The organism is Acinetobacter sp. YH12251 (genome assembly GCF_013417465.1).
Lineage (GTDB): Bacteria > Pseudomonadota > Gammaproteobacteria > Pseudomonadales > Moraxellaceae > Acinetobacter > Acinetobacter amyesii.
On sequence record NZ_VPDZ01000002.1, the window covers coordinates 85,611 to 103,439 of the forward strand.

The following is a 17,829-nucleotide window of genomic DNA, read 5'->3' on the forward strand; positions in this document are numbered from 1 at the left end:
GCAAAAATACTGACTTTCGTTATAAGAAATTAATTATGGTATGACGTAACTAGGTCAACTTCGTTTTTAGAACCAATAATCACAGGAACACGTTGATGAAGTTCTGTTGGTTGGATGTCTAGAATGCGGACACGGCCTGTTGTAGAAGCACCGCCAGCTTGTTCCATCAACATACTCATTGGGTTTGCTTCGTACATTAAACGTAGACGACCTGCTTTTTTCGGATCTTTGAAGTCGTATGGGTACATGAAGATACCGCTACGGCAAAGAATACGATGAATATCACCCACCATGCATGCGACCCAACGCATATTGAAGTCTTTTTCACGCGGGCCAGTTTTACCTGCAAGAAGTTCGTCGATATAACGTTTTACAGGTTCTTCCCAGTGACGCTGGTTCGATGCATTAATTGCATATTCTTTAGTATCTGCTGCAACCGCAATCGCATCTTTAGTTAATAAGAATTCTTTGCTTTCTGGATCAAAAGTAAAAAAGACTACGCCAGCACCGACAGTTAGAGCCATCATTGTTGATGGGCCATACAATACATAACCTGCAGCCGCTTGGTTAACACCCGCTTGCATGAAATCTTCAGCTTGTGTTACGGCATTTTTTGCAGGAAGAATTGAGAAAATTGTGCCAACACACATATTGATATCAATGTTGCTTGAACCATCTAATGGGTCAAATAAGACAAGATAATCGCCATTTTCTTGAGCTGGAGTGAATTCATCTAATTCTTCAGAAGCCAAACCACCAACATGTGGGTGAGCTTTTAATGCATCGATGAGGTAATCATTTGAAATGACATCAAGTTTCTTTTGTTCTTCACCTTGAACGTTTTCGTGTTGCGCGCTACCCAATACACCAGCCAAAGCACCTTTTTGTAAAAGAAGGTCGATGTCTTTGCATGTATTACCAATTGTTTCAATAACTTGTGCTAATGCAGGAGTAAGATTACCACTTTGTTGTTGTAGAAATTGGGAAAGGGTGAGATTTGACATAACCGGAAAACTCCAAATATTAATTTATCAAAAATGATAAAAATGTGATTGTGCAACATTTTAGATGAGAACGAAGGAAAAGAAAAATTAAACTAGACTATTTGTCGTGATTTTACCCTTGCAAGTCCTGAATAACATGCTATGTTGAATCTAATGTATAAATCGAAAGACAGGGAGCACAACAATGACCACACAAAAATTTGATGCGACTCCGACTGCAACTGAGGGATTGAATTTAGACGATATTTCTGCGGATACCGTTAAAGCTGCATGGAGCAGTTACGAAGCAAAAGCAGAGTATAAAAAGTTCAATAAACATGACCTCATTGAGTCGATGCAAACAGAAAAAGAAAATGCTGAACATCCAGAAGCAGAAGCGTAATGATTTGGATTGTTAAGCTAATTTTCTAGTTGGTAAAGCTAAGGATCTCGTTTTTAAAGTCGTTCACTTGCATTTTCATTGGATATTTTCTTAAAGTTCTAAAGTTGCTAACTGAATTTATCCTGAGTTAAAGGGCTAAAATGAGTAAAAGCACAGAACGATGCAAATGAAACGATATAAATAAAAAAAGCACTCATCAATGAGTGCTTTTTTTAGCTCAGACTTATTCAAGTCTTATTTAAGTAGTGGAGGAACAGCTTCGTAGTTAATTTCTACACGGCGGTTTTCTTTCCATGCATTTTCATCATGACCCGCATTGATTGGCATTTCTTTACCATAGCTGACTGCTTCAAGCTGGTTAGGGCTTACACCTGTTGTAATCAGGAAGCTTTCAACAGCTTTGGCACGACGCTCACCAAGCGCCATGTTGTATTCACGAGTACCACGTTCATCGGTGTGACCTGTTAAAGCCACGCGTGAGTTTGCATTAGCAACAAGGAACTGTGCATGAGCTTGAAGGGTTTGTAAATCTTCATTGCTAAGCTCGGTACTATCGTAGTCAAAGTGTACTACGCGCTTCGCTAAAAAAGCTTTATTCGCTTCAGTTACACCTTTAGATGATGCACCGGCTAGGTTTTGTGCATTGAGTGCTGCATCTTCACTTAAACCAGAAGTGTTTACAGTGGTTGAGCTATTTGGGTTTTGTCCTGCTTGTATGTCTGCTGCAGGTTTACGGCTGGCACAACCAGTCATTACTAATGCTGTAGCTAAAACAGGTAATGCAATCAGTTTCATCGCTTTCATATTGATCTCCATGACGGTTATTTATGATGTTTCATTAAAAAGTTATTGTTGAATAAATCATGCAGTGTTTATTTCGGGGCCCAAGCTGGTTCACGAACTTCACCTTGTTCACTTGGTAAGTTCATGCGGAAACGACCATCTAAAGACATGATCGAGAGCAAACCACGGTTTGCTTCACGTGTTGCATACACCACCATTTGACCGTTTGGAGAGAAGCTTGGGGATTCATCTAAACTTGTTGGTGTTAAAATATTGGTTACACCAGAACCAATGTCTTGAACCGCAACTTTATAGTTACTACCGCTAGGACGATGCACCAAAGCTAATTTTTTACCATCAGCACTTAAAGTGCCACGGGCATTAAATGCACCACGGAAAGTTAAACGTTTTACACTTTCAGCACTTAAGTTGTAGGTATAAATTTGTGGAGAGCCACCACGGTCAGAGGTAAAAATAAATGATTTACCGTCAGGGGCATAACGTGCTTCTGTATCAATCGCTGTGTCATTGGTCATACGTTTTAATTGGCGAGTCTGTAAATCCATTTGATAGATTTCAGGATTGCCATGCATTGAAGCGGTAAACAACATCGATTTACCATCAGGTGAGAAGCTTGGAGCACCATTTAAACCACGGAAACTTGCAACTTTTTCACGGTTACCACTTGCTAAGTCTTGGATGTAAATTGCAGGGCGTTTGGTTTCAAAAGAAACATAAGCTAGCTTTTTAGCATCAGGTGTCCAAGCAGGGGACAAGATTGGATCACGTGAAGTCAAAATGGTACGGGGTTGTTCACCATCCGTATCTGCAATTTGTAGGGTATAGCGCTGATCTGGTGTTGCTGCATTACGCAATACATAGGCAATACGGCCGCTGAAGTCACCTGGAATGCCAGTTAAAGCTTGATAGATTGCATCACTGATCATATGCGCTGCTTGACGGTAACGTGAAGCAGGTACAGTGAGTAGTTCATTTAACAGGTATTGTTTTTTTTCAACATCATACAGTTGGTAGTGAATTTCATAAGAGCCATCTGCTGTTGTTTTTGATGTGCCTGTCACGACATAGGGTACGCCCGCAGCTTTCCATGCTTCTGCATTAGGTGAATTTATTGTTGCAGTTGCAGGTAAGTTTTTAGAGGCACTGGTAAATTTACCTGAGCGGTTCAAGTCATTTTCAACCACTGGATAAATATTTGAGTCATTACTAAAAGGCACGATCGCAATTTTAGGTGCCTCTTCAGGCGCCTTGGTGATTTCAAGATGAAGCTGTGCATGTGTTTGAGTGATTAAAACTGGACTCAAAGCGGTCATAATTGCTAAGCAAAGAAGATGTTTACGCGTCATTTCCATCATTCGCTAACTACTCTAAAAATGTGAGTTATTGTCTGTATTAGGTTGTGTCACATAATGGCATGATTTTGGATTATTAAAAGCATGAAAATATGACTGAACTGTTATAACACTGTGAAAAATGCAGAGATTTTATTCGAGTTCACTGAAGTTTATCTTAAAATTGGTGCAGACAACATCACATTTTGAATTGGAAATGATAATTCTATATAGTTGAAATTTAATTTTTGAATCAAATGTTTAGAAGAAATAAGTAGCTCTTAATTAGGCTGAGCTAGTAAAACTTATATATATGTCATTTTATGAAAAGTGTCGACCAAATAGAATTTGTTTCATTCAAAAAATCAGTGAATGAACCCATCTAATCAATAAATTTTCCAAAGTTTGCCATATTCAGAAGAAATATAAAAAAATCCCCGCAATCAATGCAGGGATTTATCAAACTTAATTTGAAGATCTAAATGTAGAGGTAAAGCTTTGTGCTTCACGTCTAGCATCAGGGTCGCTTGGCATTGGGTACGGTGCTGCAGCACGAACCGCGGCTTCAATACTGGCTTTCATATCAGGGTCACTAGAGTTCACAATAACTGATCGGACTGAACCACTTTCTGATAATGTCACCCGAGCAGTTGCCGATTTACCCGCAGAGTCAGAAGGTGTGTCCCATGCACGGCGGATTTTGTTTTCAAAATCACGTTTAGCAGTTGAGGCAATTTTCTTCGCTTCAGCCTTTTTCTGTGCGGCTTCTTCAGCTGCTTTTTTAGCTGATGAAGCTTTGGCTTCTTCGGCTGCACGTTCGCGTGCTTCGGCATCGGCTTTAGCCTTTGCATCTGCCTTGGCTTTTGCATCGGCATCTGCTTTACGTTTTGCAGCTTCTGCATTGGCCTTGGCTTTCGCATCAGCATCTGCTTTACGTTTTGCAGCTTCCGCATTGGCCTTAGCTTTGGCATCAGCATCTGCTTTACGTTTTGCAGCTTCCGCATTGGCTTTAGCTTTTGCATCGGCATCTGCTTTACGTTTTGCAGCTTCTGCATTGGCCTTAGCTTTGGCATCAGCATCTGCTTTACGTTTTGCAGCTTCTGCATTGGCCTTGGCTTTCGCATCAGCATCTGCTTTACGTTTTGCAGCTTCCGCATTGGCTTTAGCTTTCGCGTCTGCATCTGCTTTACGTTTTGCAGCATCCGCATTGGCCTTGGCTTTTGCATCTGCATTGGCTTTTGCCGTTGCTGCAGCTTTGGCTTTGTCAGCTTCTGCTTTTCTTAAAGCATCGGCACGGATTTTTTCAGCCTTGGCTTTGGCATCAGCATCTGCTTTACGTTTTGCTGCTTCAGCATTGGCTTTCGCCGTAGCATCTGCTTTTGCCTTAGCCGCATCCGCTTTGGCTTCTTGTTGTGCTTTTAGTTTTGCAGCTTCAGCTGCTTTAGCTTGTTCTTGAGCACGCTTTGCATTGTCCGCAGCTTTTTGTTCAGCAAGCTGCTGTGCTTTTGCCGCAGCGAGTGCCTGTTGAGCAGCAACCTGTGGATCTGCCTTAGGTGGTTCTGCTGGTTTAGGTGGTGCAGCCGTTGGAATCTCGGGTGCTGGTTCAACGCTAGGTTCTGCTGTCTGCGTGATTTGTTCAACTACATTTTCATGCGCGGTTTCATCAAACTCAGTGACTTCACGTGTTACAGGTTTTAAATCTTCCGGTTTTACCAAAATAGTGGTTATTTTTTTAGGGGGCTCAGGTGGTTTACTCATGCCAAGATAAAGTAAGCCAACCACAGCGACGATATGAACACCTAGTGTGAAACCAATCGCAACGGCTTTTTGTTTAAAAGGCGGCTTTTTGAAATCTTTCATAAATTACTTTAATGGCTCAGTCAGTAAACCTACTTGTGTTAAACCTGCATCTTGAAGGGCAGACATGAGTTTCATGACTTCACCATAAGGACGAGATTCACTGCCGTTAATCAGGACACTCATTTGCTTTTTCTGTTCGCTGGCTTCATTTTGCGAGGCCGTTAAAACAGATTTTAGTTCATCGAGTGTGAGTACATCATTTTGATGATTTTTATCTTCGAGTTTGATTGTCCCATCCGCCTCAAGTGTAACAATCGCAGGGCGATCTTCCGCTTGCATAGGCGTGCCATTCGCCTGTGGTAAGTCGACTTTGACACCTGTGGTGATCATAGGTGCAGTGACCATGAAAATCACCAAAAGAACTAACATGACATCAATATAAGGCACGACGTTCATGTCACTTTTTAATGGTTTTTTGATGCGCTCAAAGCGTCCAGAACGTTGAATAGCCATTAGTCATTGTCCTGAGTTGAACCTACAGACTGGCGTTGTAATAACGCAACCATTTCTTCGGCAAAAAGCGCACGATCGTTATAAACGGCTTCACCTTTAGCTGTGAAATGGTTAAATGCAAGTACAGCAGGAATTGCCGCAAAAAGACCAATGGCCGTTGCAATCAATGCCTCTGCAATACCAGGAGCAACCGTAGCAAGGGTGACTTGGTCAACATCTGCCAAACCAATAAAAGCGTTCATAATGCCCCAAACGGTACCGAATAAACCAACATAGGGTGCAACCGATCCAATACTCGCAAGCGCGCCTAAACCATTTTCTAAATGTCCTTGGTCACGGCTTAAACCCACACGAAGAATACGTTCTGTACCTTCAATGGATTGTTCTGCGCTGGCATTACGCTTTTTAAGTTTGAAAAACTCGCCTAAACCTTGATAGAAAACATCTTCAAGGCCAACACGTTTCGAGTTGAGCTGAGCATTGTTGTATAAAGTGTTGAGTTCGGCGCCAGACCAAAAGATTTTTTGGAAATGTTCATCGTCAGCCTGCGCTTTTTTATAACTCATGTGTAACTTGGCAATCAGATACCAACTGAATAACGAAGCTAAGAGCAGCAGGAGCATTACCAGTTGTACGACAGGACTTGCTTGTAAGATGAGGTCTGAAACTTTGAGTGTTGATTCTAGTTGAGTTGCCATAGTTACTACATGTGCCAAATAATTTTTTTAATCTTGTTCCAATTCTTTCAGAATCAGTTCACGTATTTCATCAGGAAGGCGACGGGGTTTCATCTCTGCACTGATACATGCCAATTCTACCTCACCTGATGCCAGCATAATATCACCACGATAAATATTTTGTTGCAACACAAATGACGTAGCCTTACACGAAACTACACTTGCTGTAACAGTAATCAGGTCATCCATTAATATAGGACGTGAATATTTCACATTAATTTTATGAACGACAAAGTTGTAATCTTTTTGATGCCAATAATGGTCTACACCTGAAGCGCGCAGCCATTCTGTGCGGGTACGTTCCATAAAGCGAATATGATTTGCGTGGTAAACAATGCCACCTGCATCTGTATCTTCAATATATACACGAATGTTGAATTCGAATTTATTCGCCATGAGAGTGTTCCGTCTTTATAAAATCTGAAAAATATTGTTCTGCACTTCAGCATAGAATTAGAGCATTTAAAAATGGCGATAATTCAATGATTCGTCAAGTGCTTCAATGACGGGCAGTTTAGCACCGTGAGTCATCAGTCCAATGGCACAAGGTTTCAACTCACGTAAATCTTTAAATTTCGTAGTTGTCATTATTGGTTAAAAAAGAGACTACTTTTAATTTGTTTGTTCATCTAATTTAAATCTTGCATCGACAAAATCCTGTAGATGAGCTGCTAAATATCCCGCAATATGAAAGTGAGTTTCTTCCATTTTCTTTTTCTGTTGCTTTGGGAGTAATGCCTTTAAAGATTCATACATATACGTTAAGCAGCAAAAGCCAAGGCCAATAACTAACATAAGTAAAAGTTTATTAGCTAGATCTATCCAGAAAAACACATAAACGAGTATGACTAAAGCAAAGAATGAGAGGCTGAAATACAACGTATTAATTTTTGCTGGCTTAAAGTTTTCCTTGACCAAAGCTTGTACGTCGTCGTGATAGTACGTCCCAATAAAAATGAGGGCAGAAGTATAGTTGAAGCTCAGGTTTTTTATACGATATGCAGAAGGCGATTGTTTAATAGTTAAGATATTATCTTCACTTACTTCTATGGTTTCTTTGCTAAGAATGTTTTCACATTCGACAGTGATAAAATAATTGTATTCGGTGTGGAATAAGCTTTCAAAATCACTCATTTGTTTAGGGCTAAATGAACTGATGGGTTGTTCTCTGGGAATGTTTTCAATGGCACTGTCTAATGGTAGGTTTTGAATGTAGTCGCTATTAATTTTGTTAATTATTCTATTCTCAAGATTTATCATTTTAGTTTGCTGTTTGTAGTGGATTGAATTTATTTTAAAATTTAAATAAACATTCAGGGAGAATTTAACTCCCTGAAGTCGTTCAGTGAATAATCGTCTATTTATCTTTCGGCTCTGGTGGTATCATCCCAAACTGTAAATAAGCCATATTGGTGGCAATACGTCCACGTGCAGTACGCATGACATAGCCTTGCTGAATGAGGTAGGGTTCGATCACATCTTCTAGGGTCCCTGAGTCTTCTGCCATAGCAGCAGCTAAAGCTTCTACACCTGCAGGGCCACCATCAAAACGCTCTAGTAGCATTGATAAATAACGGCGGTCTAGCGTATCTAAACCATCTTTATCGACATTTAGCATGTCCAAAGCACGTTGAGCCATCTCTTGGGTTACTTCACCCGTACCTTTAACTTGCGCATAATCACGGACCCGGCGTAATAAACGGTTTGCAATACGAGGTGTCCCACGAGCACGGCGTGCAACTTCTTGAGCACCTTCGGCAGTTATGGGTACATCCATTAAGTTGGCTGAACGAGTCACAATATGCGTTAAGTCTTTGACAGAATAAAACTCTAAACGTTGTACGATACCGAAACGGTCACGTAAAGGAGAGGTCAGTAGGCCTGCACGAGTCGTCGCTGCCACAAGGGTAAAAGGTGGTAAATCCAGTTTGATCGAACGGGCAGCAGGGCCTTCACCAATCATGATATCCAGTTGGTAATCCTCCATCGCTGGATAGAGAATTTCCTCGATGACCGGTGAAAGTCGATGGATCTCATCAATAAATAATACATCACCTTCTTCAAGGTTGGTCAGCATTGCAGCTAAGTCACCTGCACGTTCAAGAACAGGGCCAGAAGTGGATTTTAGGTTACCACCCATCTCACGGGCAATGATATTGGCCAGTGTAGTTTTACCTAGGCCCGGTGGGCCAAAGATCAGGGTGTGATCCAGCGCTTCTTCACGGCCACGCGCAGCACCAATAAAGATTTCCATTTGTTCACGGACGACAGGCTGCCCGATGTAGTCATCGAGGGAAGTTGGGCGAATGGCGCGGTCGAAGTGGTCTTCGGGTTTTTCTGAACCACTGATAAGACGGTCTTGCATAATTATTTAACTAATCTCTATATCGTTGTGGAAAAATCACAGCCTCAAAAAGCGATTGAACTTTAAATGCCATTGTATAGGCGATTCTCACTTTTGACTGGGCAAAAGTGACAAAACCCAATTGTTAAACTGATGCTACGTCCTTGTAGCACAGTTTAACGGCGACATCCTTGTCGCCTGCGTGATTCACATACTGTCTATAGCTCTAAAAGGCAAAGGATGTAGTGCTCATTAGAAACTAAAAATTATTTATTCATCGACTTAAGTGCTGCACGGATAATGTCGCTGGCTTCAGTATAATCAGCTTTGACGGCATTAATTAGCTTTTGTGCTTCAATTGGCTTGTAACCTAATGATTGCAATGCCGCCTCAGCTTCGGCAACGGCAGAGTTGCCTGTAAATTGAATTTGTTCAACAGTTGAATTCGTTGGTGCAGTCCCTGAAGCCATGGCTTTAAAGCGATCGCGTAACTCAATCATGAGACGTTCAGCGGTCTTTTTACCCACCCCCGGAACTTTGACTAAAGTGTTTACATCTTCATGTTCAACCGTGTGAATCAGCATTTCAACACTTAACGTTGAAAGAATGCCAAGCGCCATTTTTGGCCCAACACCATTTACTTTAAGTAAAGTACGGAAAATTAATTTTTCTTGTGGGTTACTAAAACCATAAAGCAGTTGTGCATCTTCACGTACTGCAAGATGTGTCCAGAGCGTAACTTTTTGACCTTTTTGTAGTTGGCAAAATGTAGAAAGCGGGGTGTCAATTTCATAGCCCACACCATTTACATTGAGTAATACTGTTGGTGCTTCCAATGCCAGCACTTCGCCAATTAAGCATCCGATCATGTCATTTATTCACTTTATTTCAGTTTAGTCTGAGCTATTTGCTCAATTTCAATTTGTTGTGAGATTAGCGTGAAGGATAGTGAATTGCTAGCCTTCGATATTTTAATGGTTTAAAAGAAACCAACTTTATTCCCTTGTAACTCTTGCGCTAAATTATAGGCTTGATGATCTGAAAACTTAGAGATGATATCGAGTACTTGCATAATATTGTCATAATGCGACATACCAAAATGTGCTCCTGAACGATGTAAGATAGACATCAATCGTTGCTCTTTAAAGCTCAAAGTTTTATTGGGCGTGGTCAGTGGAATAAAGGCATCCAAAATATTTTGCAAACTTTGGTGTGCAATAATTTCCAAACCTGCCTTATGCGGATGTTCAAAGATTTGATCACGAGCCAGTTCTTTGGCACGGTTAATCCCGATTTCAATATCTTCACTGCAATATTGCAATAAACTGCCTTTAAGTTGGCCAGACAAAATTTCATTGTGATGACGTGCAAAAGCTGTCGTCACTTCTTCAACCAAACGCTTCATCACACGGCCACGCAAAGCGGCAATTTTCTGCTGCCATGTGGTATCCGTCATTGCAAGTTCGGCAGGAATACCATAATCACCAATCAGGTCAAGGAAAATTGGCTCAACTTCATTATAACTCAACATATTGAGAATAATGCCATCTTCCAAATCAATCAGGGCATAGCACATATCATCCGCTGCTTCTAATAAATAAGTCAGAGGATGACGGCAATAATGATATTCACCGAGTTGAATTAAGCCGAGTTGTTCTGCAATTTGCTGCAAGATGTCTTTTTCGGCTTGGTAACAGCCAAACTTGGCACGCTTACTGGCAGGCGTATTTCCTTGTGATGCAATGGTTTTGGATAGCCATGGGTACTTTAAGTAAGCCCCTAAGGTTGCGTAAGTTAGGCGCATACCACCATCATTCGGGTGATAGTCAATTTTAGTCAGTAAACGTAAGCCTTGTGCATTACCTTCAAACTGACGAACATCGGCTTCTTCTTCTGGGCTTAAATCTTTTAAAAAGTCTGTATGTGATGCATCATCAAACCATTCGCGAATGGCATATTCACCAGCATGCCCAAAAGGCGGGTTGCCAATATCATGTGCTAAACAAGCGGCTTGAATAATCGCGCCAACATCGGCAGGCGAAATCCACATTGGCAATTCATCTTTAATTTTTTCCGCAGCCAACATGCCGAGTGAACGCCCGATACAAGATACTTCAAGTGAATGCGTAAGTCGGGTGTGAATACCATCGTGTTGAGTTAAAGGATGAACTTGGGTCTTGCGATTAAGCTGTCGAAAACTCTGCGAAAATATGATGCGGTCGTAGTCTTTGTGGAAGGGGCTACGTGCCTGTTCAGAGCTATGTTTATTACTACCAATACGAACTGTAGAAAGAAGTTCAAGCCAGCGCATTTGAGTCATTTATCATTATTCAATTATTACTTGAATTGAATAATGCCAAACTTAGCAGAAAAGCACTAGTGTGGGGCGACACAACTTGTCCTAAAAGATGTATGAGTGATTTGCCTTCATGAAATGCAAAACAAAAACAGAAATTTAAAAGAGGGCTGTTAGTATAGATGGGCAAATTTTACCTTTTATCCCATTTTTTAATTTTTAATGAGAATAATTTAAATGTATAGAAAACAATTTCTTCCTACGTTGACTGCACTAAGTTTGGGCGTGACATTTTTTTTGTCAGGTTGTACAAGTTTCAACACAGAAAAAAATATAACGAAAGTGCAGCCAAACCAAAATGTTGCTGCATCAGAAAATAGCATGATGCATCATTTAGAAACATTTGAAGAAATTGCGGAACAAAATGGTGGCAATCGTGCAGTAGGTACAGCAGGTGGATTGGCTTCTGCACAATATATTCTTGAACAAGCTAAGAAAGCAGGCTTGCACGCGCAAATGTTGCCATTTGAAAATCGAGAAAAGACCGTTGGGCAAAATATTGTGATTGAGATTGAAGGGCAATCCAAAGATACCGCTGTGATTGTCGGCGCACACTATGATTCGGTGAAAATGGGGCCTGGGATTAATGATAATGCTTCAGGCGTTGCAGTATTGTTAGCATTATTACAAGACTATACGAAGCAAAAGGTAAAACCTAAACACACACTATATCTTGCCTTTTGGGATTCGGAAGAGGTTGGTATTGCAGGTTCACAAGCTTTTGTGAAATCACTCAGTGAGAAACAGCTTCAAGGCATTCAAGCCTATATCAATGTTGATATGGTGGGAACAAAGAATCCGAATATCATGATTGCCGATGGTGACCATTCATCAATTGGAGAAATGGCGGCACAGTTTAAAGCCAATGGACTTGCACAAAGTGATTATCAGCCAATCTTAGACAGCATGAGTCAATTACCTAAGCACCCGCAGGATGCTGCATTAGAACAAAGTATGCGTCAATATTTTAAAACCAATAATATGCAGATTAAAGATGATGTAACGACTTTAACAGCAAGCGATACTTTGCCATTTTTAGGGAAAGTTCCCGTTACTTCACTAATTTTATTTAATGAGCAAATGAAAGGTGATGAACTCGAATTTGCACCGTGCTACCACAAGGCTTGCGATACGATTGATGGTGTAGATGTAAACTCACTGAACTTAGCCCTTAATGTTATTCAACATCTATTGTCAGATTTGAATAAATAAAATGTTTCAATTTCAAATGTGAATTGATTTTAGTCTTTTATGAATTTCAGGTTTAAATCTCACACATTTAGACCTGAAATTCATTTTCAATATAGTTTGAACGCTTGATTAAAAAGTGAGTTGTTGTTGAAAAATAAAACATTTTTATAGTTTGAATATTATTCTTAGGGTGAAATGAAAAAATCAGATAATTTTGTGTTAATCTGTGCGACTAAATTCAATTTTATTATTTAAAAATAAAAGCATTATTGCCTAAACTTCCCGATATAAGCACTACAATTTCACTTTCACATCTAGCTGATTTAACTAATACACAGTAGAATATGCGCTCTCTCAAGTCACATTGTGGCATGGTCTTTTCGATCATCCCGTGGAGCCAAAATCAGCATGTTTATCGTTGCCGGTGCACCTGCACATTCTTCATTTAAGAAAACTCAACTATTATCACGTTTAACGTCAATTAGTTCTGTTCAATCAATTGAAAGTCAATGGGTTTACCTTTTTGACCAAGCGCTCAACGAGCAACAACAGCAATCCGCTTTACAGCTTCTCAACGATGGTCAATCTTTTGAATTGCACCAAGCAGCAAGTGACGAAGTCCAAATTTTAGTGACGCCACGTGTTGGAACCATCTCTCCGTGGTCGTCTAAGGCAACAGACATTTTTGCCAACTGTAATACACCGGTTCATCGCCTTGAACGCGGTGTTTTGTTTACTTTGAAGGGCGTAACTGCTGTTTCTGATGAAGTAAAACTAGCATTACATGACCGCATGACCGAAAGTGTTTTCAATGCTATTGAAGATGCTGCGGCACTTTTCTCTGAAACTGAACCAAAGCCTTTAAACTCAATTGATATTTTGGGTCAAGGTAAAGAAGCGTTGGTGAAAGCTAACTCTGAATTTGGTTTTGCGCTTTCTGATGAAGAAATCGATTATTTAACCGATGCATTCACAAAAATGGGTCGCAACCCGCATGACATCGAATTGATGATGTTTGCTCAAGCGAACTCAGAGCATTGCCGTCACAAAATCTTCGGTTCTGAATGGACAATTGATGGTGAAGTTCAACCATTATCATTGTTCCAAATGATTAAAAACACCTATAAAGAATCACCTACAGATGTATTGTCGGCATATAAAGATAACGCTTCTGTAATTGTGGGTTTTGACACACAACGCTTCTATCCAAAGCAAGATGCTGAAACAGGTCACCATGTTTATAAGTACAAGAGCCAAGCTGCTCACATTCTTATGAAAGTGGAAACACATAACCATCCGACAGCGATTGCACCATTTGCTGGTGCAGCAACAGGTTCGGGCGGTGAAATCCGTGACGAAGGCGCAACAGGTCGTGGTGGTAAGCCAAAAGCAGGCTTAACAGGTTTTACTGTATCTAACTTGAATATTCCGGGCTTTGAACAGCCTTGGGAAGAAAACTACGGTAAGCCGTCTCGTATGGCATCTCCGCTTCAAATTATGATTGAAGGCCCATTGGGTGGCGCTGCGTTTAACAACGAATTCGGTCGTCCTGCTTTAAATGGTTACTTCCGTACATTTGAGCAAAATGTAAATGGCGACGTAAAAGGCTTCCATAAGCCAATTATGATTGCCGGTGGTTATGGTAACATCCGTCCTGACCATGTAGAAAAAGATGCGATTCAACCAGGCGATTTACTCATCGTACTGGGTGGTCCTGCAATGCTCATCGGCTTAGGTGGCGGTGCAGCGTCTTCTGTAGACAGCGGTAAGTTGGGTGAAAACCTAGACTTCGCATCTGTACAGCGTGAAAACCCAGAAATGGAACGCCGTTGCCAAGAAGTGATTGATGCTTGCTGGCGCATGGAAGATCATAACCCAATCGTGTCTGTACATGACGTAGGCGCGGGCGGTATCTCAAATGCAATGCCTGAACTTGTGAACGATCACGAGTTAGGTGCGGTACTTGATCTGCGTAAAATTCCATCGCTTGAAAAAGGCATGTCTCCGATGGAGATCTGGTCGAATGAAGCGCAAGAACGTTATGTTTTGGCGATCCGTCCATCATCTTTAGAACTCTTTGAATCACTGTGTGCACGTGAGCGTTGTCCGTTTGCGGTATTGGGTGAAGCGACTGAAGCGCGCCATTTAACCGTTGAAGATCCATTGTTTGAAAACAAAGCTGTGGATATGCCAATGCAAGTGATGCTTGGTGGTACACCACGCATGAGCCGTTCATACGAAACCATTGAACGTAAAGGCGATGACTTCACTGCTGAAACAGTAACAGATTTGAAAGATGCGATTTACCGCGTTCTTAAGAATCCAACTGTTGCATCTAAATCGTTCTTGATCACGATTGGTGACCGTTCGATTACAGGTATGGTTGCACGTGATCAGTTCGTCGGTAAGTGGCAAGTGCCTGTAGCGGATGCTGCAGTAACAACGACGAGCCTTGTGGGTTATACAGGTGAAGCGATGGCAATGGGTGAGCGTCCACCAGTTGCGTTGTTGAATCCTGCTGCTTCTGCACGTTTATCTGTAGCAGAATCAATTTCAAACATCATGTCTGCAAAAATCGACCAGATCAGTGACATTAAATTGTCTGCAAACTGGATGGCTGCAGCAGGTCAACCGGGTGAAGACCAAGCGCTATTCGAAGGCGTTAAAGCGATCGGTATGGAAATGTGTCCTGCTTTAGGTATCGCAATTCCTGTAGGTAAAGACTCATTGTCTATGCGTACAACTTGGAATGATGACGGTGTTGATAAATCTGTAACATCTCCAATGTCAGGCGTGATCACAGCATTTGCACCTGTGACGGATGTTCGCAAAACATTGACACCTGAACTTAAAAATATCGAGTCTGTACTTGTACGTATCGATCTTTCTAAAGGTCAATTCCGTCTTGGCGGTTCGATCCTTGCTCAGGTTTATAAAGCAATTGGTTCTGTAACACCTGACGTAGACAGCTTCGATGACTTCAAAGCATTCTTTGCATTGGTTCAAGACTGGAACAACCGTGGTCTAATCAAGGCTTACCATGACATCGGTGATGGCGGTCTATTGGCAACTGTTGCAGAAATGATGTTCGCTTCACGCCTAGGTGTAGCACTTGAAGATCAATCTGTTGAATCATTATTTGCAGAAGAAATTGGTGCAGTATTGCAAATTTCGAAAGCAGATTGGGCAACACTTGAAGCTGAAGTTGCAGCATCTAGCTTAAAAGATGCGATTGCAGTGGTTGGTACAGTGAACAGTACAGATCAATTGTCTGTAAATGGTCTTGTATTTGAGCGTGCAGACTTGCAACAAGCATGGACTGAAGTGTCTTATCAAATCCAACGTTTACGTGACAACGTAGAAACTGCGGATCAAGAATATGCGTTAATCGCTGACAAATCACATGCAGGTTTAATTGCAAAACCAACATTTGATTTGAACGAGCCTATCGAAGCACCGTACATCAATGAACGCCGTCCAAACATGGTGATTCTGCGTGAACAAGGTGTAAACGGTCATGTAGAAATGGCTGCTGCATTCGATAAAGTCGGCTTCAACACTGTAGACGTACACATGAGCGACTTGCTTGCTGGCCGTATCAGTCTTGATGACTTTGAAGGCTTAGTGGCATGTGGCGGTTTCTCTTACGGTGACGTATTGGGCGCAGGCGGCGGTTGGGCTAAATCTGTATTGTTCAATCCTAAACTTCGGGACCAATTTGAGAAATTCTTCAACCGTGATGAAACTTTCTCTCTAGGTATTTGTAACGGCTGTCAAATGCTGTCTCAGCTTGCACCATTAATTCCAGGTGCAGAAGCTTGGCCTCGTTTCCACCGCAATACATCAGAGATGTTTGAAGCTCGTGCTGTAAACGTACGCGTTGAAAAATCTAACTCTGTATTGTTAGAAGGTATGGAAGGTTCGATTCTTCCAATCGCAGTTGCGCATGGTGAAGGCCGTGTTGTGACTTCGGCAGAAAACTTGGCTTCTTTAAATGCAAATGACCAAGTGATTTTGCGTTATGTTGATAGCCAAGGTAACCCAACGCAGCATTATCCAATGAACCCGAACGGTTCACCAGAAGCGATTTCAGGTGTAACGTCTAAAGACGGTCGTGCAACAATTATGATGCCGCACCCTGAACGTAACTTCCGCGCGATTCAGCATTCTTGGAAACCAGAAGATTGGGATCAAGACGGTGCCTGGTTACGTATGTTCCGTAATGCACGTAAATTTATTGGTTAATCTTAGATAGATGAATAATAGAAAAGAGCCGCCTTCGGGTGGCTTTTTTTATGTTTAAAATTTACCAAAAGATATATTAATTATTGTGAATGCTTATTTTTACACATATAATCGCTTTCGATTTTTAACCACCTGCGGGTGGTTTTTTGTTGGTTTTAAATTTTTATTTCTCCCACTGAACTTGGTTTAGATTTTGCTTTTATATTTGTGGAAACATGCTAGTGTGTAATTTATGCACAATAACTATGCAAGATTAAAGACTAGCAAGATAAAAGAAAGATGGATAAGTAAACGAGTTCAGTATCAACACTCATGATGAGGTGATGACATGATTAAAATAGTAGAATATTCGGCAGTGGATAAGTCTGCGCTGCGTAAAAAGGGTTGGAAGCTTTTTGGTGCAGTGGTGTGTTTGCAGTTGGTGTTTTTATTTTTGGGTTATGCGTTGCAGATGTAATATTTGAACAATTGAAACCGCCGTGAGGCGGTTTTTATAAGCCTTCCGCGTTAGATGGTAACAAAGCACTATATTTTTCTTTCAATTGCATTTTAAACTTCTTATCCCAAATAATAAAATCAATACCACCATCATAAGGTGCAACAATAATTTTTTTTTCAAATGAAACGAGAAATGCATGAATTTCTTCATTTGCAATTTTTAATAATAAATCATCATGTTTTTTAGGCTCCCATATTATTTGAGTGTATAAGGGTATAAAACAGACATCATTTTCATCACCATCATCAAAGTATTCAGGATCTATCTGATGTAGATTCATAGAAGATGATTCTATTAAATTGTAGGAAATGATTTTTCTTCTATCATACTCAGGGTGGAAATAATTTGGCTCTGGCTGAGAATAATGTGGCGTAACATAATTACCTGTCACAAGGTAAACCGAGGTATCTAAGCCTAAACAATCTGTGATGATCTGATTTTGACGATCTAATAAAAGTAGCTCTTCTTCTTTTGAATCGGCATATTGTTTAGAGTTTGGCAAACTGTGTATACGGAACCAATATTCTGAAAAATAAAATTTAAATACGTATGGAATTGGAACTTTATTTGGAAAGTGATCATTCCATTGTTGTTCAAAGGTTTTAGTCATTGTTAATCTTTAT

The 17,829-nt window shown here is 40.8% G+C and carries 17 protein-coding genes; 4 read left to right on the top strand and 13 right to left on the bottom strand.

Annotated elements, in window-relative coordinates; genetic code table 11:
* Positions 1-29: 29 nt before the first annotated feature.
* Positions 30-1,004 carry a class 1 fructose-bisphosphatase gene (locus FTV27_RS01030; RefSeq protein ID WP_180076800.1) on the bottom strand — a complete coding sequence of 325 codons (975 nt, stop codon included), beginning with the start codon at positions 1,002-1,004 and terminating at the stop codon, positions 30-32.
* Between the two features lie 184 nt (positions 1,005-1,188).
* Here FTV27_RS01030 and FTV27_RS01035 point away from each other — a divergent pair, with 184 nt between their 5' ends.
* Positions 1,189-1,386: an NF038105 family protein gene (locus FTV27_RS01035; RefSeq protein ID WP_078190373.1), complete on the top strand. Its 198-nt coding sequence runs from the start codon at positions 1,189-1,191 to the stop codon at positions 1,384-1,386.
* 234 nt (positions 1,387-1,620) lie between these two features.
* On the opposite strand, the gene pal is transcribed toward FTV27_RS01035, so the two are convergent.
* From pal to FTV27_RS01085, 11 genes are all read right to left on the bottom strand, one after another.
* Complete coding sequence (gene pal, locus FTV27_RS01040) at positions 1,621-2,190, bottom strand: peptidoglycan-associated lipoprotein Pal (RefSeq protein WP_180076801.1); 570 nt, start codon at positions 2,188-2,190, stop codon at positions 1,621-1,623.
* Between the two features lie 68 nt (positions 2,191-2,258).
* Entirely contained in the window at positions 2,259-3,542 is a 1,284-nt protein-coding gene (gene tolB / locus FTV27_RS01045) for a Tol-Pal system beta propeller repeat protein TolB (RefSeq protein ID WP_171263728.1), read from the bottom strand.
* 444 nt (positions 3,543-3,986) lie between these two features.
* Positions 3,987-5,381, bottom strand: coding sequence for a cell envelope integrity protein TolA (gene tolA, locus FTV27_RS01050; protein WP_180076802.1), 1,395 nt, complete (start codon positions 5,379-5,381; stop codon positions 3,987-3,989).
* Between the two features lie 3 nt (positions 5,382-5,384).
* Positions 5,385-5,834, bottom strand: coding sequence for a protein TolR (tolR, locus tag FTV27_RS01055; protein WP_180009966.1), 450 nt, complete (start codon positions 5,832-5,834; stop codon positions 5,385-5,387).
* Complete coding sequence (tolQ, locus tag FTV27_RS01060; protein WP_078192037.1) at positions 5,834-6,532, bottom strand: protein TolQ; 699 nt, start codon at positions 6,530-6,532, stop codon at positions 5,834-5,836. Before tolQ ends, tolR begins: the two co-directional genes overlap by 1 nt.
* Positions 6,533-6,559: 27 nt before the next feature.
* Entirely contained in the window at positions 6,560-6,967 is a 408-nt protein-coding gene (gene ybgC / locus FTV27_RS01065) for a tol-pal system-associated acyl-CoA thioesterase (RefSeq protein WP_078190367.1), read from the bottom strand.
* A 66-nt stretch (positions 6,968-7,033) separates the two neighbouring features.
* Positions 7,034-7,159 (bottom strand): hypothetical protein, encoded by a 126-nt coding sequence (locus FTV27_RS17125; protein ID WP_257229951.1) that lies wholly within the window; start codon positions 7,157-7,159, stop codon positions 7,034-7,036.
* A gap of 24 nt (positions 7,160-7,183) precedes the next feature.
* Positions 7,184-7,831 carry a hypothetical protein gene (locus FTV27_RS01070; protein ID WP_180076803.1) on the bottom strand — a complete coding sequence of 216 codons (648 nt, stop codon included), beginning with the start codon at positions 7,829-7,831 and terminating at the stop codon, positions 7,184-7,186.
* 97 nt (positions 7,832-7,928) lie between these two features.
* On the bottom strand, positions 7,929-8,936 hold the full coding sequence (gene ruvB / locus FTV27_RS01075) for a Holliday junction branch migration DNA helicase RuvB (RefSeq protein WP_180076804.1): 1,008 nt from the start codon (positions 8,934-8,936) through the stop codon (positions 7,929-7,931).
* Positions 8,937-9,181: 245 nt separating this feature from the next.
* Positions 9,182-9,784 (bottom strand): Holliday junction branch migration protein RuvA, encoded by a 603-nt coding sequence (ruvA, locus tag FTV27_RS01080; protein ID WP_180076805.1) that lies wholly within the window; start codon positions 9,782-9,784, stop codon positions 9,182-9,184.
* Between the two features lie 110 nt (positions 9,785-9,894).
* Entirely contained in the window at positions 9,895-11,235 is a 1,341-nt protein-coding gene (locus tag FTV27_RS01085) for a deoxyguanosinetriphosphate triphosphohydrolase (RefSeq protein WP_180076806.1), read from the bottom strand.
* A gap of 213 nt (positions 11,236-11,448) precedes the next feature.
* On the opposite strand from FTV27_RS01085, the gene FTV27_RS01090 reads away from it, so the two are divergent.
* The 3 genes from FTV27_RS01090 to FTV27_RS17130 all read left to right on the top strand — a co-directional run bounded on the left by FTV27_RS01090 (position 11,449) and on the right by FTV27_RS17130 (position 17,164).
* Complete coding sequence (locus FTV27_RS01090; RefSeq protein ID WP_373687136.1) at positions 11,449-12,483, top strand: M20/M25/M40 family metallo-hydrolase; 1,035 nt, start codon at positions 11,449-11,451, stop codon at positions 12,481-12,483.
* A gap of 387 nt (positions 12,484-12,870) precedes the next feature.
* Positions 12,871-16,707, top strand: a complete 3,837-nt coding sequence (purL, locus tag FTV27_RS01095; RefSeq protein ID WP_180076808.1) for a phosphoribosylformylglycinamidine synthase — start codon at positions 12,871-12,873, stop codon at positions 16,705-16,707.
* A 328-nt stretch (positions 16,708-17,035) separates the two neighbouring features.
* Positions 17,036-17,164 carry a KGW motif small protein gene (locus FTV27_RS17130; RefSeq protein WP_257220672.1) on the top strand — a complete coding sequence of 43 codons (129 nt, stop codon included), beginning with the start codon at positions 17,036-17,038 and terminating at the stop codon, positions 17,162-17,164.
* Between the two features lie 34 nt (positions 17,165-17,198).
* On the opposite strand, the gene FTV27_RS01100 is transcribed toward FTV27_RS17130, so the two are convergent.
* On the bottom strand, positions 17,199-17,816 hold the full coding sequence (locus FTV27_RS01100) for a hypothetical protein (protein ID WP_180076809.1): 618 nt from the start codon (positions 17,814-17,816) through the stop codon (positions 17,199-17,201).
* Between the last annotated feature and the right edge of the window lie 13 nt (positions 17,817-17,829).

Coding starts and splice junctions, on each gene's coding strand:
- FTV27_RS01030 (WP_180076800.1), bottom strand. CDS start 1,004: ATGTCAAATCTCACCCTTTCCCAATTTCTACAACAACAAAGTGGTAAT.
- FTV27_RS01035 (WP_078190373.1), top strand. CDS start 1,189: ATGACCACACAAAAATTTGATGCGACTCCGACTGCAACTGAGGGATTG.
- pal (WP_180076801.1), bottom strand. CDS start 2,190: ATGAAAGCGATGAAACTGATTGCATTACCTGTTTTAGCTACAGCATTA.
- tolB (WP_171263728.1), bottom strand. CDS start 3,542: ATGGAAATGACGCGTAAACATCTTCTTTGCTTAGCAATTATGACCGCT.
- tolA (WP_180076802.1), bottom strand. CDS start 5,381: ATGAAAGATTTCAAAAAGCCGCCTTTTAAACAAAAAGCCGTTGCGATT.
- tolR (WP_180009966.1), bottom strand. CDS start 5,834: ATGGCTATTCAACGTTCTGGACGCTTTGAGCGCATCAAAAAACCATTA.
- tolQ (WP_078192037.1), bottom strand. CDS start 6,532: ATGGCAACTCAACTAGAATCAACACTCAAAGTTTCAGACCTCATCTTA.
- ybgC (WP_078190367.1), bottom strand. CDS start 6,967: ATGGCGAATAAATTCGAATTCAACATTCGTGTATATATTGAAGATACA.
- FTV27_RS17125 (WP_257229951.1), bottom strand. CDS start 7,159: ATGACAACTACGAAATTTAAAGATTTACGTGAGTTGAAACCTTGTGCC.
- FTV27_RS01070 (WP_180076803.1), bottom strand. CDS start 7,831: ATGATAAATCTTGAGAATAGAATAATTAACAAAATTAATAGCGACTAC.
- ruvB (WP_180076804.1), bottom strand. CDS start 8,936: ATGCAAGACCGTCTTATCAGTGGTTCAGAAAAACCCGAAGACCACTTC.
- ruvA (WP_180076805.1), bottom strand. CDS start 9,784: ATGATCGGATGCTTAATTGGCGAAGTGCTGGCATTGGAAGCACCAACA.
- FTV27_RS01085 (WP_180076806.1), bottom strand. CDS start 11,235: ATGACTCAAATGCGCTGGCTTGAACTTCTTTCTACAGTTCGTATTGGT.
- FTV27_RS01090 (WP_373687136.1), top strand. CDS start 11,449: ATGTATAGAAAACAATTTCTTCCTACGTTGACTGCACTAAGTTTGGGC.
- purL (WP_180076808.1), top strand. CDS start 12,871: ATGTTTATCGTTGCCGGTGCACCTGCACATTCTTCATTTAAGAAAACT.
- FTV27_RS17130 (WP_257220672.1), top strand. CDS start 17,036: ATGATTAAAATAGTAGAATATTCGGCAGTGGATAAGTCTGCGCTGCGT.
- FTV27_RS01100 (WP_180076809.1), bottom strand. CDS start 17,816: ATGACTAAAACCTTTGAACAACAATGGAATGATCACTTTCCAAATAAA.